Annotated in this window: 20 protein-coding genes; 18 read left to right on the forward strand and 2 right to left on the reverse strand. The window is 70.6% G+C overall.

The window, feature by feature from the left end; translation table 11 throughout:
• Nucleotides 1–53 precede the first annotated feature (53 nt).
• Nucleotides 54–1,034 carry a ribose-phosphate diphosphokinase gene (locus BLR90_RS07220; RefSeq protein WP_281245378.1) on the forward strand — a complete coding sequence of 327 codons (981 nt, stop codon included), beginning with the start codon at nt 54–56 and terminating at the stop codon, nt 1,032–1,034.
• Here the strand turns inward: BLR90_RS07220 and BLR90_RS07225 are convergent.
• Nucleotides 1,025–2,185, reverse strand: coding sequence for an SGNH/GDSL hydrolase family protein (locus BLR90_RS07225; RefSeq protein ID WP_091023982.1), 1,161 nt, complete (start codon nt 2,183–2,185; stop codon nt 1,025–1,027). The two genes, BLR90_RS07220 and BLR90_RS07225, sit on opposite strands and share 10 nt — an antisense overlap.
• Nucleotides 2,186–2,243: 58 nt before the next feature.
• Between BLR90_RS07225 and BLR90_RS07230 the strand changes: the two genes are divergently transcribed.
• The 5 genes from BLR90_RS07230 to pth all read left to right on the forward strand — a co-directional run bounded on the left by BLR90_RS07230 (nt 2,244) and on the right by pth (nt 6,368).
• The gene (locus tag BLR90_RS07230; RefSeq protein WP_091023983.1) at nt 2,244–3,230 is read left to right on the forward strand and encodes an ABC transporter ATP-binding protein; all 987 of its coding nucleotides are present in this window, start codon (nt 2,244–2,246) and stop codon (nt 3,228–3,230) included.
• Complete coding sequence (locus BLR90_RS07235) at nt 3,227–4,000, forward strand: ABC transporter permease (RefSeq protein WP_091023985.1); 774 nt, start codon at nt 3,227–3,229, stop codon at nt 3,998–4,000. Before BLR90_RS07230 ends, BLR90_RS07235 begins: the two co-directional genes overlap by 4 nt.
• A gap of 10 nt (nt 4,001–4,010) precedes the next feature.
• Nucleotides 4,011–4,796 (forward strand): ABC transporter permease, encoded by a 786-nt coding sequence (locus BLR90_RS07240; RefSeq protein WP_091023987.1) that lies wholly within the window; start codon nt 4,011–4,013, stop codon nt 4,794–4,796.
• A gap of 193 nt (nt 4,797–4,989) precedes the next feature.
• Nucleotides 4,990–5,676: a 50S ribosomal protein L25/general stress protein Ctc gene (locus BLR90_RS07245; RefSeq protein WP_091023989.1), complete on the forward strand. Its 687-nt coding sequence runs from the start codon at nt 4,990–4,992 to the stop codon at nt 5,674–5,676.
• A gap of 86 nt (nt 5,677–5,762) precedes the next feature.
• A complete protein-coding gene (pth, locus tag BLR90_RS07250) occupies nt 5,763–6,368 on the forward strand; it encodes an aminoacyl-tRNA hydrolase (protein WP_091023991.1) in 606 nt (201 codons plus the stop codon).
• A gap of 76 nt (nt 6,369–6,444) precedes the next feature.
• Here pth and BLR90_RS07255 read toward each other — a convergent pair whose 3' ends face one another.
• The gene (locus BLR90_RS07255; RefSeq protein ID WP_091023993.1) at nt 6,445–7,104 is read right to left on the reverse strand and encodes a hypothetical protein; all 660 of its coding nucleotides are present in this window, start codon (nt 7,102–7,104) and stop codon (nt 6,445–6,447) included.
• Between the two features lie 96 nt (nt 7,105–7,200).
• Between BLR90_RS07255 and BLR90_RS07260 the strand changes: the two genes are divergently transcribed.
• From BLR90_RS07260 to mfd, 12 genes are all read left to right on the forward strand, one after another.
• Nucleotides 7,201–7,608, forward strand: coding sequence for an NUDIX hydrolase (locus BLR90_RS07260; RefSeq protein ID WP_091023994.1), 408 nt, complete (start codon nt 7,201–7,203; stop codon nt 7,606–7,608).
• Between the two features lie 9 nt (nt 7,609–7,617).
• Nucleotides 7,618–8,418 carry a 3'(2'),5'-bisphosphate nucleotidase CysQ gene (locus tag BLR90_RS07265; protein WP_091023996.1) on the forward strand — a complete coding sequence of 267 codons (801 nt, stop codon included), beginning with the start codon at nt 7,618–7,620 and terminating at the stop codon, nt 8,416–8,418.
• 345 nt (nt 8,419–8,763) lie between these two features.
• Nucleotides 8,764–9,738, forward strand: coding sequence for a phosphate ABC transporter permease subunit PstC (pstC, locus tag BLR90_RS07270; protein ID WP_245715198.1), 975 nt, complete (start codon nt 8,764–8,766; stop codon nt 9,736–9,738).
• Between the two features lie 5 nt (nt 9,739–9,743).
• A complete protein-coding gene (gene pstA, locus BLR90_RS07275) occupies nt 9,744–10,910 on the forward strand; it encodes a phosphate ABC transporter permease PstA (protein ID WP_091023998.1) in 1,167 nt (388 codons plus the stop codon).
• A complete protein-coding gene (locus tag BLR90_RS07280; RefSeq protein WP_091024001.1) occupies nt 10,907–12,547 on the forward strand; it encodes a phosphate ABC transporter substrate-binding protein PstS in 1,641 nt (546 codons plus the stop codon). Before pstA ends, BLR90_RS07280 begins: the two co-directional genes overlap by 4 nt.
• Entirely contained in the window at nt 12,544–15,183 is a 2,640-nt protein-coding gene (locus BLR90_RS20945) for a type 2 periplasmic-binding domain-containing protein (protein WP_170254402.1), read from the forward strand. The genes BLR90_RS07280 and BLR90_RS20945 overlap by 4 nt, the downstream gene beginning before the upstream one ends.
• Before the next feature lie 23 nt (nt 15,184–15,206).
• Nucleotides 15,207–16,133 carry a sortase domain-containing protein gene (locus BLR90_RS07290; protein ID WP_091024004.1) on the forward strand — a complete coding sequence of 309 codons (927 nt, stop codon included), beginning with the start codon at nt 15,207–15,209 and terminating at the stop codon, nt 16,131–16,133.
• Between the two features lie 122 nt (nt 16,134–16,255).
• Nucleotides 16,256–17,806, forward strand: coding sequence for a substrate-binding domain-containing protein (locus BLR90_RS07295; RefSeq protein WP_091024006.1), 1,551 nt, complete (start codon nt 16,256–16,258; stop codon nt 17,804–17,806).
• Nucleotides 17,807–17,905: 99 nt separating this feature from the next.
• Nucleotides 17,906–18,745 carry a phosphate ABC transporter ATP-binding protein gene (locus BLR90_RS07300; protein WP_091024008.1) on the forward strand — a complete coding sequence of 280 codons (840 nt, stop codon included), beginning with the start codon at nt 17,906–17,908 and terminating at the stop codon, nt 18,743–18,745.
• A gap of 93 nt (nt 18,746–18,838) precedes the next feature.
• Nucleotides 18,839–19,246, forward strand: coding sequence for a VOC family protein (locus tag BLR90_RS07305; RefSeq protein WP_091024010.1), 408 nt, complete (start codon nt 18,839–18,841; stop codon nt 19,244–19,246).
• A 34-nt stretch (nt 19,247–19,280) separates the two neighbouring features.
• A complete protein-coding gene (locus tag BLR90_RS07310; RefSeq protein WP_091024012.1) occupies nt 19,281–20,606 on the forward strand; it encodes a serpin family protein in 1,326 nt (441 codons plus the stop codon).
• A gap of 82 nt (nt 20,607–20,688) precedes the next feature.
• Nucleotides 20,689–24,261: a transcription-repair coupling factor gene (mfd, locus tag BLR90_RS07315; protein ID WP_091024014.1), complete on the forward strand. Its 3,573-nt coding sequence runs from the start codon at nt 20,689–20,691 to the stop codon at nt 24,259–24,261.
• Nucleotide 24,262: the final 1 nt, after the last annotated feature.

Genomic DNA, 24,262 nt, shown 5'->3' on the forward strand with positions numbered 1-24,262 from the left:
CGGGGGCAGAATCAGCCCCTACACCACCCGCGCGAGCCCAGGAGCACCTCACCGTGAGCGGAATGAAGCGGGCCACCGAGAAGAACCTCATGATCTTCAGTGGCCGGGCCCACCCCGTGCTCGCCGAAGAGGTGGCCGCGATCCTCGAGACCGACCTGGTGCCCACCGCGGCCTACGAGTTCGCAAACTCCGAGATCTACGTGCGCTTCGAGGAGTCGGTGCGTGGCTGCGACGCCTTCGTGATCCAGAGCCACACCGCTCCGATCAACGAGTGGATCATGGAGCACCTGATCATGGTCGACGCCCTCAAGCGGGCGAGCGCCAAGCGGATCACGGTGGTCATGCCGTTCTACGGCTACGCCCGCCAGGACAAGAAGCACCGCGGCCGCGAGCCGATCTCGGCGCGGCTCATGGCCGACCTGTTCAAGACCGCGGGTGCCGACCGGCTGATCACCGTCGACCTGCACGCCGACCAGATCCAGGGCTTCTTCGACGGTCCCGTCGACCACCTGATGGCGCTGCCGATCCTGGCCGACTACGTGCGCGAGAAGTACGGCACCCAGCCGCTCGCCGTGGTCTCGCCGGACGCCGGCCGGATCAAGGTCGCCGAGCGCTGGTCGTCCCGCCTGGGCGGCGCGCCCCTCGCCTTCATCCACAAGAGCCGCCGCATCGACCGGCCCAACGAGACCGTCGCCAACCGCGTCGTCGGTGACGTCAAGGGCCGCATGTGCGTGCTCGTCGACGACATGATCGACACCGGCGGCACGATCGTGAAGGCCGCCGAGGCGATCATGAACGACGGCGCCGCCGGCGTGATCATCGCCGCGACCCACGCGATCCTGTCCGACCCCGCGGTCGACCGGCTCAAGAACTCATCGGCCGCCGAGGTCGTGGTCACCAACACGCTGCCGCTGAGCCCCGACCGCGAGTTCGACAAGCTCACCTGCCTGTCGATCGCGCCGCTGGTCGCGCGCGCGATCCGCGAGGTGTTCGAGGACGGCTCGGTCACCTCGATGTTCGACGGTCACGCCTGAGGCTCAGCCGGTCGCGGGCACGCGTCCCAGCTCGTCGAGATGAACTCGGCCCACTCCGCCTCGCCCTCGGGGCTCTGGTGCGTGCCGTCGACGAGCAGCTCGGGCTGGTCGGTGACCAGGGCACGCCAGTCGGCCAGGCAGGTGCCTGGACGGGTGGCCGTGATCTCGCGCATCCACCGGTCGTAGGCCTCCAGTCGCGCCACGGCCCAGGCCGTGCTCTGGGCCGGGTCGCGGTAGGGCGTCACGAAGAGCACCCGGGTCTCGGCGGGCACCAGGGCCACGGCGGCGACGTAGTCGCGCTTGCGCCACGACGCCCGCGGGTTGGTCCCCAGCGCGACGACCAGTGTCTCCGGGGCGCCTCGGGCGGCGAGGTGCTGGCGGATGCGTGACGACAGCTGGGTCACCGGGCGGCCCGGCACCGCGTCCAGCGACCAGCGTGGGTGCAGCCCGGCCAGCTCGTTGGCGCCACGCCAGCTGAGCGAGTCGCCGACCAGCAGAGCCCCGGCCGTCGCGCCTTCGGCGAAGGTCGGTGGGTCGGTCGCACGGCACCGCCCGCCGACGTACTCCGCGTTGTCGCGCAGCGCACACAGTGCGGGCGAGCGCTGCTCCGCGACCTCGCTGAGCGGGGTGCCGGTCTCCAGGGCGATCCGCTCGAGCTGGCGGCGGCGGGCGGGCGTCACGCACTCGTCCCACGCCCCGGGGCTCTCCCGGACCATGACGTAGTCGCTGTACTCGCCCACGCACTGCTGGGCCCGCGTGACGTACGCGCGGTGGCGGGCGGGATTGGAGATGCAGAGGTTGACCTGGGGTGCCCAGTAGCGGTGCAGCGAGCGGCAGGCACGGAAGTCGATCGGGCGGCCGTAGTAGTGGCCGGACGGCGTGAAGCACACCTCGGCGTTGGTGTTCCTGCGGGCGCGGTCGCTCGTGCGCTCGCAGGTGGCGCGGCTGCACCCGGTGGCGAGCCAGGCCCGGCCGAGGAGCGTGCAGAGGCGGGTGCCGACGCGGGCGTCGACCTTGCCCGAGGTGCTCGTGGTGCTCCCGGCGCTCTCGGCGCCCTGTGCGCCGGCGTTCGACGCGACCAGGAGCCCCCCGAGGCAGGTCAGCGTGAGCAGGGCCGCGAGCGCGGCGACGAGGGCTCGGGGACGGGACACAGGATGAGGGTACGTAAATGACGCGAGAAGCCGGGGGTGGCTGGCCTAGTGTCAACGCGTGAACTCGGACCTCGCCGTCGAAGCAGTGGGGCTCGAGCGGAGCTTCGTCACGCACACCGGTGTGCTGCGCCGCAGCCGCAAGGAGGTCGAGGCGGTCAAGGGCGTCTCCTTCCACCTGGAACGCGGCGAGCTCTTCGGCCTGCTCGGCCCCAACGGCGCCGGCAAGACGACCACGATCAAGATGCTGATCACGCTGCTGCTGCCGACCGCGGGCACTGCTCGGGTCCTCGGCTACGACGTGGTCGACGACGTGCGCGAGGTCCGGCGCCGGATCGGCTACGTCTTCGGCGGCGACCGCGGTCTCTACGAGCGGCTGTCCGCGCGCGACAACCTGCGCTACTTCTCCGAGCTGTACGGCGTCGACCCGCGCCGCCAGAAGGCGCGCATCGAGGAGCTCGTGGAGCTGGTCGGCCTCACCGGCCGTGAGCACGAGCGGGTCGAGGGGTTCTCCCGCGGCATGCGGCAGCGGCTGCACATCGCCCGCGGGCTCCTGCACGACCCCGACGTGCTCTTCCTGGACGAGCCGTCGATCGGGATCGACCCCGTCGGCGCCCGCGAGCTGCGCGCGACGATCGGCTCGCTCGTCGACGTCGGCAAGACGGTGCTGCTCACCACCCACTACATGTTCGAGGCCGACGAGCTGTGCGACCGGATCGCCGTGATCCGCTCCGGCGAGATCGTCGCGGAGGGGACCCCCCAGGACCTGAAGCGTCTGGTCACCGCCGGGCGGGTCCTCGAGATCGAGACCTACGGCGTCGCACCCGACGCGGTGGCCGCCGCGACCGGCGTACCAGGGGTGCAGGGTGTGGTCGTCGAGGAGCGCGGCCAGCAGCAGGTCCTGATCGTCCAGTTCGAGGCCGGGGCAGAGGTGACCCAGACGGTCCTCGCGAGCCTCGGCGACGTGCACGTGGGCCGGGTCTCCGCGCGCGAGCCGACGCTGGAGGACGCCTACATCCAGCTGGTCACCCAGGACGTGCCCGGGTGAGGCAGCTGCTCCACCAGCAGTGGGTCTGCTACCGGCTCCAGCTGCGGGTGCTGTCGACCTCGCTCTTCGACGGCCTGCTCGCGGTGTTCTTCCCGCTGATGTTCGCGACCGCGGCGCTGCTCGTCTACCGGCTCAACGGCGACGAGGAATCCCTCCAGTACGCCGGTCTCGGCGCCGCGATCATGGGCATGTGGACCTGCCAGGGCGTGATCGCCTCGTCGCTGCTGACCCGTGAGCGCTGGGCCGGCACCCTCGAGCTGCTGGTCGCCGCACCCACCTCGCTGACCCGGGTGCTGGTGCCGATCACGATGGCCCTCTCGACGATCGGGCTCTACTGCGTCGTCGCCACGATCCTGTGGGAGCGCTGGGTCTTCGACCTGCGGCTCGAGGTCGCGAGCTGGCCGCTGTTCGTGGTCGGCGTGCTGATGGCGGCGCTCAGCCTGGCGCTGTTCGGCTTCTTCCTCTCGGTCACCGCCGTGCGCTACCGGACCTCGTGGGCGCTCGGCGCGGCGCTGGAGTATCCCGGCTGGCTGCTTTGCGGCTTCCTGATCCCCGTCTCGTCATTGCCCGTGTGGATCCAGCCGCTGTCGTGGGCGATCCCGACGACCTGGGCGATGGCCGGCATCCGCGAGGCCGCCAACGGCGGCAGCCCGTGGGTGGACCTCGCCGTGTGCGCGGCCGTCGGGTGCGTCTACGCCGCCCTGGCGGCCTACCTCGGGCAGCGGCTGGTCGACTCCGCCCGCAAGCACGCGACGCTGGCCCTGACGTGAGGGGCCTGGCATGACCTCTGTCCGGATCTTCTTCATCGGTGGCCTGATGAGCTACCGCGCGATGTTCAACTGGCTCAGCCCGTGGATCCTGATCCCGTCGCTGGTGGTCTCGCCGATCTGCCAGATCCTGCTCTTCGCCTACATCGGGCGCAGCGCGGGCGTCGGCAACGACGAGTTCTACGTCATCGGAAACGCGCTGAACTACGCGGCCATCCCGTGCCTGTTCGCGATGGGGGCCACCATCGGCGGGGAGCGCGAGGGTCACACTCTCGGCATCGTCCTGGCCACGCCGGCGCGGCGGATCCCGCTCTTCCTGGGCCGGGCGCTGCCGGTGATCGCCAACGGCTGGGGCGTGGCGATGGTCGGGGTGCTCGCCGGCGTGCTGCTCCTCGACGTGCACATCCCGGGCAGCGCGTGGCCGGCGATCCTGCTGGCGGTCGTGGTCGCGTCCGCGTCATGCACCGGCCTGGGCCTGGCCATGGGTGCCGTCGCGCTGCGGGTGCGCGAGAGCGCCGTACTGGGCAACGTCGTCTTCTGCCTGCTCCTGGTCTTCTGCGGGGTCAACGTCGCGCTCGACGACCTGCCGGCCTGGATGGCCGCGGTCGGCACCTGGCTGCCGTTGACGCACGGGATCGAGGCTGCCCGGCTGCTCGCCGATGGCAGTGGGCTCGGCGCGGTCGACGGGCTGCTGCTGCGCGAGATCGGGGTCGGCCTCATCTACACGGTCGTCGGCCTAGCGCTGCTGCGCTTCTTCGAGGACGAGAGCCGGCGCAGCGCCAGCCTCGACCGCAACTAGGCGTTGGCCCTGGGAGTTGGTGCTGGCGATTCGCCTCGTACCCCGGCTGTTGTCTAAGATTGGCAAGTTGCCTCGGCGAGGGAGCCTCCCAGCTCCGTGATCGACAGGGCCGGCCTTTGAAAGCCGCGCTGTCGCGCGGCTTTTGTGCTCTCCGCCCCGGCCAACCAGCCACCACATACAGGAGAGTCACACGATGTCTGCAGAGAAGATCCAGGCCGAGGCCCGCACCGAGTTCGGCAAGGGCGCCGCCCGCCGCATCCGCCGCGAGCACAAGGTCCCCGCCGTCGTCTACGGCCACGGCAACGACCCGATCCACATCACCCTGCCGGGCCACGCCACGATGATGGCGCTCAAGAACGGCGGCTCCAACGCGCTGCTCGACCTCGACATCGACGGCAAGTCGCAGCTCGCCCTGACCCGTGAGGTCCAGGTCGACCCGATCAAGCGCACGCTCGAGCACATCGACTTCGTCGCCGTCCGCAAGGGCGAGAAGGTCACCGTCGACGTGCCCGTCCACCTGGTCGGCGACGCGCAGCGCGAGACCCTCGTGGTCACCGAGAACGCCACCGTCCAGATCGAGGCCGAGGCCACGCACATCCCCGAGTTCATCGAGATCGACATCGAGGGCGCCACTGCCGGCACCCAGATCCTCGCCTCCGACCTCAAGCTGCCCTCGGGCTCCACGCTGCTGGTCGACGCTGACACGCTGATCGTCAACGTCACCGAGCAGGTCAGCGCCGAGGCGCTGGAGGCCGAGCTCGAAGAGGCCGAGGCCGAGGCCGGCATCGAGCGCGAGGTGTCCGACGAGGACGCCGCCGCTGCCGACGAGTCCGGCGACGAGGCTGCCGCGGAGCCCGCCGAGGGTGGCGACAGCGAGTGATCGCGCGGCTCAGGTGCTTCCTGGGCCGACTCCTCTCGGCGGTCTCACCCACCGCTGAGACGCACCATCACGAGGAAGGCCCTGCCATGACCACCGACCAGACGTCTGCCGATGTCTGGCTGGTGGTCGGGCTGGGCAACCCGGGGGAGAAGTACGCCGGCCACCGGCACAACGTCGGCTACCTGGTGGCCGACGAGCTGGCCCGTCGGCTCGGGTCTCCCTTCAAGTCGCACAAGACGGGTCGCGCCGAGGTAGCCGAGGGCCGCCTCGGCGCCCCCGGCCAGCCCGGGCCGCGGGTCGTGCTCGCCCGGCCGCGCTCCTTCATGAACGAGGTCGGGGGCCCGGTCAAGGCGCTCGCGACCTTCTACAAGGTGCCACCGGAGCGGATCGTCGCGATCCACGACGAGCTCGACATCGCCTTCGGCACCCTGCGCACCAAGCTCGGCGGCGGCGACAACGGCCACAACGGACTGCGCTCCCTGCGCTCCTCCCTCGGCACCGGCGACTTCTACCGGGTGCGGGCCGGGATCGGCCGGCCCCCGGGGCGCCAGGACGTCAGCGACTTCGTGCTCTCCAACTACTCCGGTGTCGAGCGCAAGGAGCTGCCCTTTCAGGTCGACACCGCCGCCGACGCCGTCGAGTCGCTGATTACCGAGGGCCTCGAGAGGGCCCAGCAGCGCTACAACTCCTGACGCTTTCGACGATGGTTGAGGTGCGAGCGACGGGAGCCTCGACACCATCACCGGTGCGCGTAGGTGGTTTCGAGGCTCAACGCGACCGAGCCCAAGTCACGATCGCCCAGACCCCGCTGGCCAGGAACCAGGCGGGCAGGCCCACTACGAGCGAGCCGATGCCGAGGATCCAAAATCCGTCCTCGAGGCCTTCGAGTACCAGGCCCAGGATGAAGACGAGCGGATAGAGGAGCGCCACCATCCCGAGCGCGCAGAGCAGGCGCGGCAGGGCGCGGGACCGCCACGCGAGCAGGCACCCGGTGACGATCCAGAACTCCGTCAGCACTACCCCCGCGAGCAGGCCGCCCTGCGTCCCGGCCATCTGCACGACGAGGTAGGCCGCCTCTCCCCAGTCCTGGTCATATCCACGGATGTGCTCGATGGGTCCGGGGCTGGAGATCCGCAGGGCGCCTGTGAAGGCCCACAGCCCGGCCGCCACCGAACCGACAGCGGTCTGGAAGGGGGTGCGCCAGGTGACTGAGGTAGCAGCGCGCATCAGGCCGAGCGCGGCCAGGAGGAGGCAGCAACCACTCAGGGCGTACGCCGTCCCGTGCTCCTGCAGGTAGAGCAGGCTGTCCGCTGCGTTGTCTCCATCCGTTCCCGCCGGACGGGTAGCAGCCTCGAGACCGAACGAGAGTGGAAGGAACAGCCCGACGGAGACAAGCCCGACGCCGGCGAAGACCTGGGTGCGCACCACGCCGCCATCTTCCAGCAACTCGGAACGGGTGACACCGGATGCGGGCAAAGGCACTGGTAAAGAGTGCTCCCGGGCGTGCGCGTCTAGGGTGCCGCCATGGCCGACCGGATCGCGATCTCAGTCGCGGCGCTCGTGCGCGACGGGCTGGTGCTCCTGGCGCATCGCCATCCCTCGCGTCGGTGGTACCCCGACTGCTGGGACCTCGTCGGCGGGCATGTCGAGTTGGGGGAGCTGCCGCACGAGGCCGTCATTCGGGAATGCCTCGAGGAGCTCGGTGTCCGGGTTCACGACCCCGCACCCATCCCGATGCCGGTCAGTGACCCCACCCTCGACGTGCACGCGTTCCTCGTCACGCGGTGGGAGGGGGAGCCGGTCAACGCCGCACCCGAGGAGCACGACGACCTTCGCTGGTTCCGGCCAAGTGAGCTCGCGGACCTGACGTTGGCCCACCCGGCCAGCCTGTCGAGCATCCTGAGCGCCATCGAGGTCTCAGGCCCTCGCTAGGGTGAGCGCGTGACTTTCGAACCCACCACACCGCCCGAGGCAGCCGCGACCGATGACCACGTGCTGGCCACCTGGCTGGCCGAGGAGGCGGGCCGCAAGCTGCTCGACGTACGCGGGCAGGGGCTCGAGGGCCGCGAGCTCAAGGACGCCGGTGACGTCGCCGCGCACGACCTGCTGATGGCGCTGCTCGCGCAGCACCGGCCCGACGACGCCGTGCTGTCCGAGGAGGGTGCTGACGACAAGGCCAGGCTCGAGGCCGACGCCGTGTGGATCATCGACCCGCTCGACGGCACCCGTGAGTTCTCCGAGCCGCCCAGAGACGACTGGGCCGTGCACGTGGCGCTGTGGGAGCGGACGCCGGACGGCGAGCACGACGGCGAGCTGACGGCCGGGGCCGTCGCCCAGCCCGCGCTCGGCGAGACGTTCAACACCGGCCAGGTTCCCGCCGTACCTCCCCGCAAGCCCGGACCCCCGCGGATCGCGGTGTCGCGCAGCCGCCCGCCGGCGTTCGTGCACGCCCTGGCGAAGGAGATCGGCGCCGAGCTGGTCCCGATGGGATCGGCCGGGGTGAAGGTCATGTCGGTGGTCCGCGACCTCACCGACGCCTACGTGCACGCGGGCGGTCAGTACGAGTGGGACTCCGCTGCTCCCGTCGTGGTCGCCGACGCGGCCGGGCTGTTCACCAGCCGCATCGACGGCTCGCCGCTGGTCTACAACCAGGACAACGTCTACCTCCCCGACCTCATCGTCTGCCGCCCCGAGCTCGCCGACCAGATCCTCGACTTCATCAAGGAGCACGGCGTGGAGTGACTTCGTCACTCCATTGGGAGTACTCGCTTCGCTCGTGCTCCCGGACCCAGGGCTGACCCGCCTTCCACGTTGACCCGCCCGAAAGTTTCGGGCGGGTCAACGTGCATTGGGGCACCTGGCCCGATCGGGGGAGGGGCGGACAGGCCCGCATGGCCCGTTGTGACTAGATCGAGGGCGATTGCCTGACCTGTTCGGCGAACCACGGCCCGTTCTTCTCCTGTCGTTCATCCAGGACCTGCCGACCGTTCCGTTGATCTCCTGAGACTTTCGGTGTTTGCGCCACTCTCGGAAACACCGGAAAGCCAGCAGTTGACAACGATTCCTACGCCCGCCGCAGTCGCGGAGGTGCGCCCTCGCAAGATCTCCCGGAAGTCGACGGGAGGCGATGCGGTCTTCGAGCTCGGGGCCCGAGCGATCGGGGCCTCGGTGCTCGTCATCATCGGCGGCGTCGGTGTGTTCCTGGCCTGGCAGGCCTACCCCACGCTCGAGCGCTACGGCTGGAGCTTCTTCACCGAGTCCGACTGGGCGCCCGACAAGGACGTCATCGGTATCGCGGCGGTGCTGGTCGGTACCGTCTCCGTCGCGCTGGTCGCGATGAGCATCGCGTTCCCGCTGTCGGTGCTGATGGCGCTCTACATCAGCGAGTACTCGCCGGTGCGCTTCCGCGCGTCTCTCGTGGCCCTGATCGACCTGATGGCGGCCGTGCCGTCCATCGTCTACGGGCTGTGGGGCTTCTTCCTGATCATGCCGTACGCCGCGGAGCTCGCCCTGTGGCTCCAGCAGAACTTCGGCTGGATCCCGATCTTCGACGTGGAGAACACCAACCCGGACGCGGCGGTGTGGGACACCACGCGCTACGTCTCCAGTGCCTTCTGCGCCGGCATCGCGGTGTCCATGATGGTGATGCCGATGGCCTGCGCGGTCATGCGGCAGGTCTTCTCCCAGACCCCTCCGGGCGAGAAGGAGGCCGCTCTCGCCCTCGGCGCGACGCGCTGGGGGATGATCACCTCGGTCGTCCTGCCGTTCGGCCGCGGCGGCATCATCGGCGGCACCATGCTCGGCCTCGGCCGCGCGCTCGGCGAGACCATCGCCGTGGTCCTGATCGTCTCGCCCGCCTTCGACATCAAGCCGCGGATCCTCGAGATCGGCACGAGCACGGTCAGCTCGCTGATCGCCGGCCGTTTCGGCGAGGCCAGCACGTCGCAGCTGTCCGCCCTGCTGGCCGCCGGCTTCGTGCTGTTCATGATCACCCTCGTCATCAACACGTTGGCGGCCGTCGTGGTCAACCGCAGCCGCTCAGGCGCCGGAACGGACGCGTGAGCCACATGACTCTGCAGGCCGAGCCGACGACCGCCCCGCTCACCCACCTTCCGACGTACGACGACGACGCACCGCCGCCGGTGCCGCGCGCGTCGCTCGGCAAGCCCAGCCCCGACGAGCGCTTCGCCCACATCGGCTCGTGGGCCGCAGGCGTCGCCCTGGCCTGGCTGGTCACGCAGCGGCTGCTCCCGCTCGATGGCCTGCCGTGGTTCTTCATCGCCTGCTTCGTGCTGGGCACCCTGGTCACCGCCGTGACCGCGGCGATGACGGGCGGGATGATTGACGTCAAGGACCGCGTCGCCACCTCGGTGGTCACCTGGGCCGCGATCCTGGTCATCACCGCGGTCGTGAGCACCATCGTCTTCGTGGCCATGCGCGGCTGGCGCCCCGCGATGCACCTCAACTTCTACACCCAGGACATGAGCGGGGTCGGCCCGAAGGACAGCTTCGAGTCCGGCGGCATCCTCCACGCCATCCTCGGCTCGGGCATCGAGCTCGGGATCGCGTTGGTGATCACGCTGCCACTGGGCATCGGCACAGCCGTCTTCATGACCGAGGTGGGAGGCAAGTTCGCCCGCATCGTGCGCACGGTGGTCGAGGCGATGACCGCGCTCCCGTCGATCGTGGCCGGCCTGTTCATCTACGTCGTCCTGATCGTGGCGCTCGGCTTCCCTCGCTCGGGGCTCGCCGCCGCGCTCGCGATCGCCGTGATGATGCTACCGATCATCGCGCGTGCCGCCGACGTCGTGCTGCGCGTCGTACCCGGCGGGTTGCGGGAGGCGAGCCTCGCGCTCGGGGCCAGCCGCTGGCGCACGGTCTGGTACGTCGTGCTGCCGACCGCCCGTCCGGGCCTGGCGACCGCGGTGATCCTCGGCATCGCCCGCGGGGTCGGCGAGACGAGCCCGGTGCTTCTCACGTCCGGAGCCGCCGCGTTCACGGTCACCGGCCCGACCGACGGGGTCATGAACTCGCTCCCCCTCTTCATCTACACCAACGTGCGCAGCGGCGAGCCGCAGGCGATCGCGCGGGCCTTCGGCGCCGCGTTCGTGCTCCTCGCCCTGGTGCTCATCCTGTTCGTCATCGCCCGCCTGCTGGCCCGCCCTCGCGGGACCGGTCCGACCATTCGCGCCCGGCTAGCCGGCGCCCTCTCCCCGAATCGAGCACCCCGGTGAACCGCCAGTCAGTCCGCTACCTCCTCGCCCTCGTGCTCGCCGGGAGCTGCGTGGTCTCGCAGCCCGGGACGGCGTCCGCGACGGTCTATGCGCAGATCGAGGGCACCGGCTCCACGTGGTCGGAGCTGATCGTGCAGCAGTGGATCGCCGACGTGGACGCCAACGGCATGAAGGTCGTCTACACCGGTGGTGGCTCCTCGAAGGGCCGCAAGGACTTCTCCCAGAACAGCACCGACTTCGCGATCTCGGAGATCCCCTACCAGGGCACCGACGAGACGGGGCAGGCCGACACCAGCAACGGCCGCGACTACGCCTACCTGCCGATCGTCGCTGGCGGCACGGCGTTCACCTACCAGCTCAAGATCGGCAACGACCTGGTCCGCAACCTGCGGCTCTCCGGGGAGACGATCGCCAAGATCTTCACCAACAAGATCACCAACTGGAACGACCCCGCGATCACCGCGGACAACAACGGACGGGAGTTCCCGTCGCTGTCGATCACGCCCGTCGTCCGCTCTGACGGGTCCGGCACCACGGCGCAGTTCACGACGTGGATGGACAAGGAGTACCCCAGCGTCTGGCGGCCGTTCTTCGGAGGCTCCGGGCTCACGTCCTACTACCCGCGCGAGGGTCGCGCGATCGGCCAGGCCGGCTCCGACCAGGTGATGAACACCATCGCCGGGTTCGCGGGCAACGGCACCATCGGCTACGTCGAGTACTCCTACCCGGTCAACAAGGACTACCCGGTGGTCAAGGTGCTCAACAAGGCCGGCTACTACGTCGAGCCGACGCAGTACAACGTCGCCGTCGCGCTGACCAAGGCCCAGATCAACAAGGACAAGAACTCCCAGCTCTACCTCACCCAGATCCTGGACGGCGTCTACCGCAACGCCGACCCGCGGGCCTACCCGATCTCGTCCTACTCCTACATGGTCATCCCGACCGCGGCGGACGACCCGCGCATGACCACGGCCAAGCGCCAGACCCTGGCCGACTTCCTCTACTACTCACTCTGCTCGGGCCAGACCAAGGCCGGCCCTTACGGCTACTCTCCGCTGCCGCTCAACCTGGTGCAGGCCGGCTTCGAGCAGATCGGCAAGCTCAAGTCCGCCGACGATGCAGTGGACCTGACCGACCGCGACGTGCGCAGCTGTAACAACCCGACCTTCGACGGCAAGAACCTCAACCGGAACCTGCTCGCCGAGACCGCCCCCCAGCCCGCCTCCTGCGACAAGGTCGGCGAAGGACCGTGCGGCACTGCGACCGGCGAGAACACGCCGTCGACTGACGGTGAGGGCAGCGGCGACGGAGAGGGCACCGGGACCGGAACCGGCACCGGAACCGGCACCGGGACCGGAACTGGCACCGGGGGTACGACGGGTGCGCCCAACGCACCCGGTGGGGGAGCCCCGCCGGTGGTCGACCCCGCGACCGGCGAGGTCGTCGGCGGCACCACCACCGGCACCGGCGAGGAGGCGATCTACGCCAACCCGACCGAGCTCGCCGCGGAGCGACCGCTGGACAGCCGCACGTTCGGCTGGCTAGCGGCCCTGCTCGCAGTCGGGCTGGTCGTCCTGCCCGGTGTGTACGGCGCGTCCCTGCGGCGCCGACGCCGGCCCGGCGCGGGTGCCCGATGAGCACCCCGATGAACGTCCTGACGCGCCTGCGGGCGCACGTGCGCGACCGCAGCCGGCGCCCGCTCGCGGTGTCCGCCTCCGCACTCCTGCTGGCGGGCCTGGTCGCGTGGGCGCCCGCCGACGCCACCGCCCCGCCGGCTGCCGCGGCCGGCCGACCGGCTTACCAGGCCACGAAGACGCTCACCCGGGTGTTCACCAACCCGGACGGCACGACGTACTCCTTCCCGAGCAACACCGTGACCGTGACCGCCGACCAGACCAAGAACCTGCGCGGCCGCCAGCGGATCCTGGTCAACTGGAAGGGCGCGCAGCCCAGCGGTGGCCGGGCCAGCAACCCCTACGGGGAGAACGGCCTCCAGCAGGAGTACCCGGTCGTGATCATGCAGTGCCGGGGGATCGACGACCCGTCGCTGCCGGCCGCGAAGCAGCTGCGCCCGGAGACCTGCTGGACCGCTTCGGTGGCGCAGCGCTCGCAGATCACCCGGTCGGAGAGCGAGGCTTCGTGGACCCACGACCTCGACGCCAATCCCGAGGACAAGGCGCGAGTCTCCGGGATGGAGCCGCTCCCCACCGCTGAGCAGTGTCCCACCGCCGACATCGACCCGTTCTACACGCGCCTGACGCCGTTCGTGACGCGCAAGGGGGAGGTGTTCCCGGCCTGCGACGCCGACAACATGCCGCCCGAGGCGGCGGTGGGCGCGGCCTTCCCACCCAACGAGATCGCGGCGTTCACCGACACCGACGGCAGCGGCGGGGTTCAGTTCGAGGTCCGCAGTGACGTCGAGAACGAGTCGCTCGGCTGCAACCACAAGGTCGCCTGCTCCATCGTCGTGATCCCGATCAACGGCCTCAGCTGTGACCTGCCGGCCACCCCCATGAGCAACGCGGACAAGGCCTGCCGCAAGGGCGGCCGCTTCCTGCCCGGCTCCAGCAACTTCGGCAACGACGGCGTCGACCAGGCGGTGTCTCCCTCCCTGTGGTGGTCTGCCTCCAACTGGAAGAACCGGTTCGCGATCCCGATCACGTTCGGCCTCCCGCCGGACACCTGCGACATCCTCGACCCTCGCGCCCCGACCGGCTTCTACGGCTCGGAGCTGCTCGCGCAGGCCGCGCTCCAGTGGTCGCCGGCCTACTGCCTGAACAAGAAGCGCTTCAAGTTCCAGCACAACCGGACCTCCGACGAAGCGGGCTTCACGCTCATGGAGACCGGCGGTGCGGCGGCCGCGATCGTCTCGGGTCGGCACAACCGCCGCGGCACCGATCCGGTCGGCTACGCACCGATCGCGGTGACCGGCTTCTCGGTCGGCTACGTCATCGACAAGCCCGAAAACGCCGGCGAGTTCACCTCGCTCAAGCTCAACGCGCGGCTGATCGCCAAGCTGATGACCCAGTCCTACCTGGGCTCCGACCTCGGTCGTGGGCACCCTGGCATCGGCGACAACCCACTGGCGATCATGGCCGACCCGGAGTTCGTCAAGCTCAACCCGGGCCTCAGCCAGAACGCCCAGGAGGTCGGCGCCTCGCTGCTGTCCCTGTCGGAGTCCTCCGACGTGATCGAGCAGGTCACCGACTACATCGCGCGCGACAAGCAGGCGATGGAGTTCGTCGAGGGGAAGCCGGACCCGTGGGGCATGAAGGTCAACCCGGCCTACAAGAACATCAAGCTCCCGACCTCGACCTGGCCGCTCCTCGACTCCTACATCCCCGAGACCGAGAACACCTGCCGCCAGGAGAACCCGAGCGTCTACTTCACCCAGCTCGCGGCGCCGGTGACCACGCTGCGCAAGATCGCCGAGTCCCTCCTCGATGCCTGGCCCAATGTGCAGACCCGCTGTGAGTTCGACCAGGCGACGCGCACCTACAAGCTCGGCCGGGTCGAGCGACAGTCCTTCGGGTCGCGGTTCATGCTCGGCCTCATCAGCCTGGGCGACGAGGAGCGCTTCGGCCTGCGGTCGGCGGCCCTGCAGACGAAGACAGGGAAGTACGTCGCGCCTGACGCCGACTCGATGTCCGCAGCGATCGCGCTGACCGAGCAGGACAAGCGCTACGAGCCGTTCGTGCTGGACCAGGCCGACGTCAAGCGGTCGGCGCGCGCCTACCCCGGCGCCATGGTCGTCTACACCGCGGCGCGGCTGCGCAACCTGGACCCGGAGGAGGCCGCCAAGGTCGCCCAGTTCATCCGGGTGGCCACGACCGAGGGCCAGCAGGTCGGCACGGGCAATGGCGAGCTGCCCCGGGGCTTCGTGCCCATCCGCGACAGCGGCGCGACCAAGAAGCTCTTCGCGTCGGCCCAGGAGGTCGCCGACGCCGTGGAGAAGCAGACCCCGGCACCTGAGCCCGACCCGGAGCCCACGGACGTGCCGTCGGACAACCCCGGAGGCGGCGGTGGCAACCCCTCCGGCGGTGGCCCGGTCGCCCCGCCCCCGGGTGGGGGCGAGCCCTCGATGACCGCCTCGCCGGCCGCGCCGCCGACCTCGTCGGCTCCTCCCGAGCCGGTCGCGATGCCCGAGACCACGGCACTGACCTCGTCGATGGCCGGCGGTCTCCTGCCGACGCTGCTCATCGTCGGTCTGATCGGCATCGCCCTGGCCAGCGGGCTGCGCTTCTTCGTCCAGCCGCCCCGGCGGCGACCGTGACGGCAACCCTTCCGGACACGGCCGTGAAGCGAGAGGGCCGCGCCCAGAAGGCGCGGCGGGCCAAGCGCGCACCCCGGCCCCCGCGTGCCCCTCGCCCGGTCCGCCCGCCGCGGCCCGCCGACGACACGGCGATCGCCCTCTCGTCGTCGCTGACGATGCTGTCGATCGTCTGCCTGTGGGTCGCCGCCCAGCTGCTGCTGCTCGGCAACCTCTCCCACGACCGCAGCCAGGCCCTGCTCTACGACGAGCTCCGGACCCAGCTGGCCAGCGCCACTGCCCCCATCGGGCCGGTGGTGCCGGCCGGCGCCCCGGTCGCCCTGATGACCAGCACCCGGATCGGTCTCGACGAGGTGATCGTGGAAGGCACGGCGTCGGGTGACACGCTGGCCGGACCCGGCCACCTGCGCAACACCGTGCTGCCGGGCCAGGTGGGGACCTCGGTGGTGATGGGCCGCGCCACGACGTACGGCGGGCCGTTCGGCAACCTGGGCGCCCTGGGCAAGGGCGACGTCATCACCGTCGTGACCGCACAGGGCACCCAGGAGTTCACCGTGCTGGGGCTGCGGCGCCCAGGTGACCCGCTGCCCCAGCCCCTGGTCGAGGGCGCCGCCCGGCTGACCCTGGTCACGGCCGAGGGCGGCGGGCGCTTCGCGAGCCTCACCCCCGACTCGGTGCTCTACGCGGACGCCGACGCCGAGGAGGGGTTCGCCGCGCCCAGCGGCCGGCCGGCCGTGGTACCCGACTCGGAGAAGCCACTGGCCACCGACGACGGCGCCCTGCCGCTGCTCGCCTTGAACCTCACTCTCCTGCTAGCGCTGACCCTCGGGGTCGTCGCCGCCCGCCAACGCTGGTCGACCCCGCTCGTGTGGGTGGTCGCCAGCCCGGTCGCGATCGCCCTGTCGTGGGCGACGACGGATGTGGTGATGCGGCTGCTGCCGAACGTCATCTGAAGAACGCACGACGAGAAGACGAACGACGCACGAAGCCCGCCTCGCGGCGGGTGTCTGGCACCAAGACTCGCAAGTGCCCAACGCCGGTCGCATCCGCGGCCACAATCAAGGAGACACACACGATGTACGCACGCAAGCTGCTTGCCGCGACGATCACCGCAGCGGTGACCGCCTCGGCGCTCGCCCTGACCGCCGGCTCCGCGTCGGCCGCCGTCGACCCGAACGACACCACCTTCACCCCCGTCGCCTCCGACCTGATCGCAGTCGGCTCCGACACCACCCAGGGCGCGCTCAAGCTCCTTGCTGAAAGCTTCAACGCCCAGACGCCCGCCCCCGCGTTCCGGGTCGCGACGTTCGCAGCCACGGGCGGCGGCCAGATCACCCTGCCCAGCGGCGCGGTCAACCGGCCCAACGGCTCGGGTGCCGGCAAGGCCCTGCTCTACGGCGCCGGCAACAACCCCGACGTCGACTTCGCCCGCTCCTCGTCGGCGCAGAACACTGCGGAGACGGCCGCCGGCCTGCAGTCCTTCCCCTTCGCCCTCGACACTCTGACCATGGTGGTCTCCAACTCGGTGCCCTCCAACGCCCCGGCCACCCTGACGCCGGCTCAGATCGTCGAGATCTACAAGGGCAACATCACGAACTGGAACCAGATCCCCGGTGGCACCGCCGGCACGATCGCCCCTAAGACGCCGCAGCCGGGCTCGGGCACGCGCAGCTTCTGGGACGCGCAGCTCAAGACCATGAACAACGGCGTGGCGGTGACCTACGGCGCCGCTGTGCAGGAGGTCCAGGAGCACGACGACAGCCAGATCAAGAACGACCCCAACGCGATCGCGCCGTTCTCGGTCGGGCGCGCCGGACTCCTCGGGACCACGCTTCGTCTCGAGAACGGCTACAAGGCCGACCGCGCGGTCTACAACGTCGTGCGCGGCACCGACGTCGGCAACGCGAACGTGCTCAGTGTGCTCGGTGAGGACGGCTTCTTCTGCTCCATCGGCGCCCGCTCGCTGATCGAGGACGCCGGCTTCAAGCAGCTCGCCACCCCTGACTTCGGCGGCGTCTGCGGCTCGCCCACCCAGGCTGCGACCAGCAACTTCACGCTGAACGAACGGGTCGTCACCACGACCACCCTGACCGTCTCCAGCCCGTCGGCCCGTACAGCGAAGCTCGCGGCTGTCGTGTCCGGCAGCACCTCGCCCCAGGGCACCGTGTCGTTCTTCGACGGTGAGACCCCGCTGGCGGCCAACGTGCCGCTCACCTCGGGCCAGGCCGTCGCCACGCTGAGCAACGTCACCCCGGGTGCGCACACCTACCGCGCCGTCTTCAACCCCGCCGCCGAGTCGTTCTTCGACCCGTCGGAGGACACCGGTGCCGGCACCGTCAAGACCTCGTCGTCGATCTCCGAGACCTTCGCGGCGACGGTCAAGGCGGGCAAGCGCGCCAAGGGCACGATCACGGTCGTCCTCGCCGGCATCTCGGCGAAGGCCTCCGGCACGGTCAAGGTCCTCAAGGGCACCAAGACGATCGCGTCCAAGTCGCTCGTCGGCGGCAAGGCCACGATCACCCTGCCCAAGCTCAAGGCCGGCGTGAACAAGCTCAAGATCGTCTGGGGCGGCAACGGCGTGGCCGTCGGCTCGACCAAGACGTTCACGATCAAGCAGCTCAAGTAGGTCAAGCGCTAGCCCGGCTCGACCACTAGCCCCACCCGCGTCCGGGTGGCCGTCATACGGCGGCCACCCGGGCGCAGCCCCACACCAAGAGAGAACACGATGAACGCAGCCGACTCGACCGCCCTCCTGCCCGCCGTCCCGGCGCCGACCCCGGGGGAGGTGCGCCTCGCCGAGATCGAGGCCCGCGACATCACGGCCTGGTTCGGCACCCACAAGGTGCTCGACCGCGTCTCGCTCACCATGGACGCTGGCGCGATCACGGCGCTCATCGGTCCGTCCGGCTGCGGCAAGTCGACGTTCCTGCGGATTCTCAACCGGATGCACGAGCTGGTGCCCTCGGCTCAGCTCGCCGGTGAGGTGCTACTCGACGGGGAGGACATCTACGACCCGTCCAAGCGCCTCATCGACGCCCGCCGCGCGATCGGGATGGTCTTCCAGAAGCCCAACCCGTTCCCCGCGATGTCCATCCGCGAGAACGTCCTGGCCGGTCTCAAGCTGACCGGCACCAAGGCATCGCGCAGCGACAAGGAGCAGCTCGTCGAGTCCTGCCTGACCAAGGGCGGGCTCTGGAACGAGGTCAAGGACCGCCTCGACGCCCCCGGCGGCAGCCTCTCCGGCGGCCAGCAGCAGCGGCTGTGCATCGCGCGGTCGCTGGCGATCAAGCCGCGGGTACTGCTGATGGACGAGCCCTGCTCGGCGCTCGACCCCACCTCGACCCGGGTCATCGAGGAGACCATGCTCGAGCTGGCCCACGAGGTGACCATCGTGATCGTCACCCACAACATGCAGCAGGCCGCCCGCGTCTCGAGCAAGTGCGCGTTCTTCCTCGCCTCCCAGGGCACCCCCGGCGTGATCGTCGAGCACGGCGACACCCCGACGATGTTCCAGAACCCCCGCGACCAGCGCACCTCCGACTACGTCAACGGTCGCTTCGGCTAAGCGTTGACCCGCCCGAAAGTTTCGGGCGGGTCAACGTGTTCCGGTGCCGTATTCGCGTTGCTCGCACCACCGGGGCGGGAGAGAGTGGCGGGCATGACGTCCCTGATCTCGCACACGACCGTCGACTGCCGCAACGCCTACGAGCTCTCGGAGTGGTGGAAGCAGGTGCTCGGCTACGTCGACGTGGACGGCGACCCGAACCTGCCGGGCCACGAGGAGTGCATGATCCTCGACCCCGAGACCAGGCACCGCGTGCTGTTCATCGAGGTGCCCGACGAGAAGTCGGTCAAGAACCGGATCCACTTCGACATCCGTCCGCGCAGCGCGTCTCGCGACGCGGAGCTCGAGTGGCTGCTCTCCCTGGGCGCGACCGTGGTCGGCGACCACCGCGGCCAGTACGGCCCGGGGACCGGCTGGGTCACCCTGGCCGACCCGGAGGGCAACGAGTTCTGCATCCTGCGGTCCGAGGCGGAGATCGAGGCCTCGCGCGCCGAGGCCTGAGGAACCAGTCGGGCACGGCGGCCGTCCCACCGGCATGCTCGATCGTCGCTCCCTCCTCCGTGCCCTCTCCCTGTCCGCACTCGCCGTCGGGGCAGCGCCCCTGCTGGCGGCCTGCGGCGACGACCCCGGCAAGCCGACCCCGCCGGCCCCGGGCGGCGACACGGAGCTGGGCCTGGTCTCCTCCGACGTACGACGTGCCGAGGCGCCGGCCACCGCGGTGCCGGCGGCGTCCGCGTCCGTGCATGCGCTGGGCGCCGGTCTCTACGGCCAGCTCGCCACCGAGCCCGGCAACCTGGCGCTGTCGCCCTACTCGGTGGCCGTCGCGCTGGCGATGACCCAGAACGGCGCCGTCGGCGAGACCCGCACCCAGATGCTCGACGTGATGGACGCCGACGACGACGCCCTCAACGAGGGTCTCAACGCCCTCACCGTCCACATCGAGTCGCTGGCCGGGACGCAGAAGCGCGCCGACGGCACCGAGGCAGAGGTCGCGCTCGACGCGGCCAACGCGCTGTTCGGCGAGGAGACCATGACGTTCGAGGAGCCGTTCCTCGACACTCTCGCCCGCGAGTACGGCGCCGGGATGCGCACCGTCGACTACGTGGGAGCGACGGAGGCGGCGCGCACCGCGATCAACGAGTGGACCGCGAAGCAGACCCACGACCGGATCGAGGAGATCATCCCGCCGGACCTCCTCGACGTGACGACCCGGCTGGTGCTGGTCAACGCGATCTACCTCAAGGCCCCGTGGGAGCGGCCGTTCGAGAAGGACCTCACCGAGGACGCTCCCTTCCACCTCGAGGACGGCAGCACGGTCAGCGTGCCGATGATGCGCCCGACTGACGGGCCCATCGCGCTCGGCAAGGGCGACGGCTGGCAGGCGGTCCCGCTGCCGTACGCCGGCGGCCGCGTCGCCATGACCGTCGTACTGCCCGACGAGGGGCGGCTGGCCGACGTCGAGGCGCAGGTCGTCGCCGGTGGGCTGCCGGAGATCCTGGCCTCGCCGAAGCCGGAGGGGGTGGGGCTGCTGCTGCCGAAGTGGACCTTCCGCACCGACGCAGCGCTGGGTGACGCCCTGATGGCGCTCGGGATGACGCTGCCGTTCGAGGCCGGCAATGCGGACTTCTCGGCGATGACGACCGAGGCCGATCTCTACATCTCAGCGGTGCTTCACCAGGCGTTCATCGCCGTCGACGAGGAGGGCACCGAGGCCGCGGCCGCGACGGCGGTCGTGATGATGGAGTCGTCGGCGCCCCAGCTCACGCCGGTCGTGGTCGACCGGCCGTTCCTCTTCGTCATCCACGACGTCGAGCACGGGACCCCCCTCTTCGTGGGCCGGGTGTCGGACCCCTCGGCGTAGACTGAGGACCCTCACCCCCCGTCAATTCGTGACTGGGGGCTGCTGTGTTGTCACGCCACCCCCTCACCAACAGGGAGCACCTGTGTCACTCGCCGGCCTCGCCGACGCCGTCATCGCCGACCCCACCCTGAGCAGCGTGCTGGACGACGCCCGCGACGGCCGGGTGCGGGCGCTCGACCTGACCGGCCCGCAGGCGCTGCGGCCGTTCGTCGTCGCCGGACTCGTGCGCACCGGCCGGACGGTCCTGGCGGTCACCGCCACCTCACGTGAGGCCGAGGACCTCGTTGCCGCGCTCGGCGACCTCCTCGACCCGGCCACGGTCGGCTACTACCCCAGCTGGGAGACGCTGCCGCACGAGCGCCTCAGCCCCCGCAGCGACACCGTCGGCACCCGGCTCGCGATCCTGCGCCGGCTGCGCCACCCCGGCACCGACGCCTCCAACGGCCCGCTCCAGGTGGTGGTCGCGCCGGTGCGCTCGATCCTCCAGCCGCAGGTCAAGGGCCTGGGCGACCTCGAGCCCGTCGAGCTGGTCCCGGGCGACACGGTCACCCTCGACGACGTCGTACGCCGCCTGGCCGACGCGGCCTACTCCCGCGTCGACCTCGTCGAGCGGCGCGGTGAGTTCGCGGTCCGCGGCGGCATCGTCGACGTCTTCCCGCCGACCGAGGAGCACCCGCTGCGCGTGGAGTTCTGGGGCGACGACGTCGAGGAGATCCGCTCCTTCTCGGTCGCCGACCAGCGCACCCTCGACAAGGTCGAGCGGCTCTGGGCGCCGCCGTGTCGCGAGCTGCTGCTCACCGACGAGGTACGCCGCCGGGCGGCCGAGCTCGGGCGGGCCCACCCCCAGCTCCTGGAGCTGACCGACAAGATCGCCGCGGGGATCGCGGCCGAGGGCATGGAGTCCCTCGCGCCGGTGCTCGTCGACGAGATGGAGCTCCTCGTCGAGCTGATGCCGGCCGACACCCACGTGCTGGTGCTCGACCCGGAGCGGGCGCGCAGCCGCGCCCACGACCTGGTCGCGACCAGCGAGGAGTTCCTCGGCGCCAGCTGGGCGGTCGCCGCCAGCGGCGGCACCGCGCCGATCGACCTCGGCGCCGCGTCGTACCAGGCGATCGCCGACGTCCGGCTGCGCAGCCTCGAGCTCGACCTGCCGTGGTGGACGATGAGCCCCTTCGGCCTCGACACCGATCTGGGTCTCGAGGCTCGCTCCGCTCGCACCTCGACCACCGGTGTGGCCGAGGACGTCGGCGTCCCCAGCCGTGCCCTGCCGGCGCACCCGGTCGACGCCTACCGCGGCGACGTCGAGACCGCCATCGCCGACCTCGAGCGCTGGCGCGCCGACGGCTATCGCCCGGTCGTCGTGCACCTCGGCCACGGCCCGGCCCAGCGGATGGTCGAGGCGCTCGGCGAGCGCGACGTACCGGCCCGGCTCGTCGACGACCTCACCGACCTCGACCCGCAGGTCGTCTCGGTCACCTGCGGCGCCATCCAGCAGGGCTTCGTCGACGACGTCAACCGGCTGGCGCTGCTGACCGGCGAGGACATCAGCGGCCAGAAGTCCAGCACCCGCGACATGCGCAAGATGCCCGCGCGCCGCAAGAAGCAGATCGACCCGCTCGAGCTCAGCGCCGGCGACTACGTCGTCCACGAGCAGCACGGCGTGGGCCGCTTCGTGGAGATGAAGCAGCGCGTGGTGGGCGGAGCGACGCGGGAGTACCTCGTCCTCGACTACGGCGCCAGCAAGCGCGGCGGCCCTCCCGACCGGCTCTACGTGCCGGCCGATGCGCTCGACCAGGTGACCCGCTACGTCGGCGGCGAGCAGCCCAGCCTCGACCGGCTCGGCGGCGCCGACTGGGCCAAGCGCAAGGGCCGGGCCCGCAAGGCGGTGCGCGAGATCGCGGCCGAGCTGATCAAGCTCTACGCCGCCCGCCAGGCCACCAAGGGCTTCGCGTTCGGCCCGGACACCCCGTGGCAGCGCGAGCTCGAGGACGCGTTCCCGTTCACCGAGACCGCCGACCAGCTGACCACGGTCGACGAGGTCAAGTCCGACATGCGCCAGACCGTCCCGATGGACCGGCTGGTCTGCGGCGACGTCGGCTACGGCAAGACCGAGATCGCGGTGCGGGCGGCGTTCAAGGCGGTCCAGGACGGCAAGCAGGTGGCGGTGCTCGTGCCCACCACGCTGCTCGTCACCCAGCACCTGAGCACGTTCTCCGAGCGCATGAGCGGCTTCCCGGTCGTGGTCAAGGGACTCAGCCGGTTCCAGACCGACAAGGAGGCCAAGGAGGTCACCGCCGGTCTCGCGGAGGGCAGCGTCGACATCGTGGTCGGCACCCACCGCCTGCTCAACCCCGACATCCGGGTCAAGGACCTCGGCCTGATCATCGTCGACGAGGAGCAGCGCTTCGGTGTCGAGCACAAGGAGCAGATGAAGCGGATGCGCACGTCGGTCGACGTGCTGAGCATGAGCGCGACGCCGATCCCGCGCACGCTCGAGATGGCGATCACCGGCATCCGCGAGATGTCCACGATCACCACCCCGCCCGAGGAGCGCCACCCCGTCCTCACCTACGTCGGTGCCTACGAAGACCGCCAGGTCGTGGCCGCCGTACGACGTGAGCTGCTGCGGGAGGGCCAGGTCTTCTACATCCACAACCGGGTCACCTCCATCGAGAAGGCGGCGGCCAAGCTCCGCGAGCTGGTGCCGGAGGCGCGGGTCGCGGTGGCCCACGGGCAGATGGGGGAGCACCAGCTCGAGCAGGTGATGCTGGACTTCTGGGAGAAGAGCTTCGACGTGCTGGTGTGCACCACGATCGTCGAGTCGGGCCTGGACGTCTCCAACGCCAACACGATGATCATCGAGCGGGCCGACACCCTCGGCCTCAGCCAGCTCCACCAGCTGCGCGGTCGCGTCGGCCGCAGCCGCGAGCGGGCCTACGCCTACTTCCTGTACCCGGCCGAGAAGCCGCTGACCGAGACCGCCCACGAGCGGCTCGCGACCCTGGCCCAGCACTCCGACCTCGGCGGCGGCATGGCGATCGCGATGAAGGACCTCGAGATCCGCGGCGCCGGCAACCTGCTCGGCGGCGAGCAGTCCGGCCACATCGCCGACGTCGGCTTCGACCTCTACGTGCGGCTCGTCGGCGAGGCGGTCAGCGAGTTCCGCGGTGACGGCCCGAGCGACGAGGACGTACGGGAGGTGCGCATCGAGCTCCCCGTCGACGCCCACCTGCCCCACGACTACGTGTCGAGCGAGCGGCTGCGCCTGGAGATGTACAAGCGCCTGGCCGAGGTGCGTGCCGACGAGGACGTCGACCTCATCCGCGAGGAGATGCTCGACCGCTACGGCGAGCCGCCGCAGGAGGTCGAGGCGCTGCTGCTGGTCGCCCGGTTCCGCGCCCGCGCCCGCCGGGCCGGCATCACGGAGGCCACCATCGCCGGCAAGAACGTCCGGTTCGCCCCGGTCAGCTTGCCCGAGTCGCGGACGCTGCGGCTCCAGCGCCTCTACCCCAAGTCGATCGTCAAGGCCCCGGTCGACACCATCCTGGTGCCGCGGCCGGGCACTCCCGGCGCCACCGGCCGTCCGCTCACCGGCGTTGCCCTGCTTGAATGGGCACGCGGGGTGATCGACAGCGTGATCGACCCCGAGACCTGAC

The sequence above is a fragment of the Nocardioides szechwanensis genome (genome assembly GCF_900103935.1).
In the GTDB taxonomy this organism is placed as follows: Bacteria; Actinomycetota; Actinomycetes; order Propionibacteriales; family Nocardioidaceae; genus Nocardioides; species Nocardioides szechwanensis.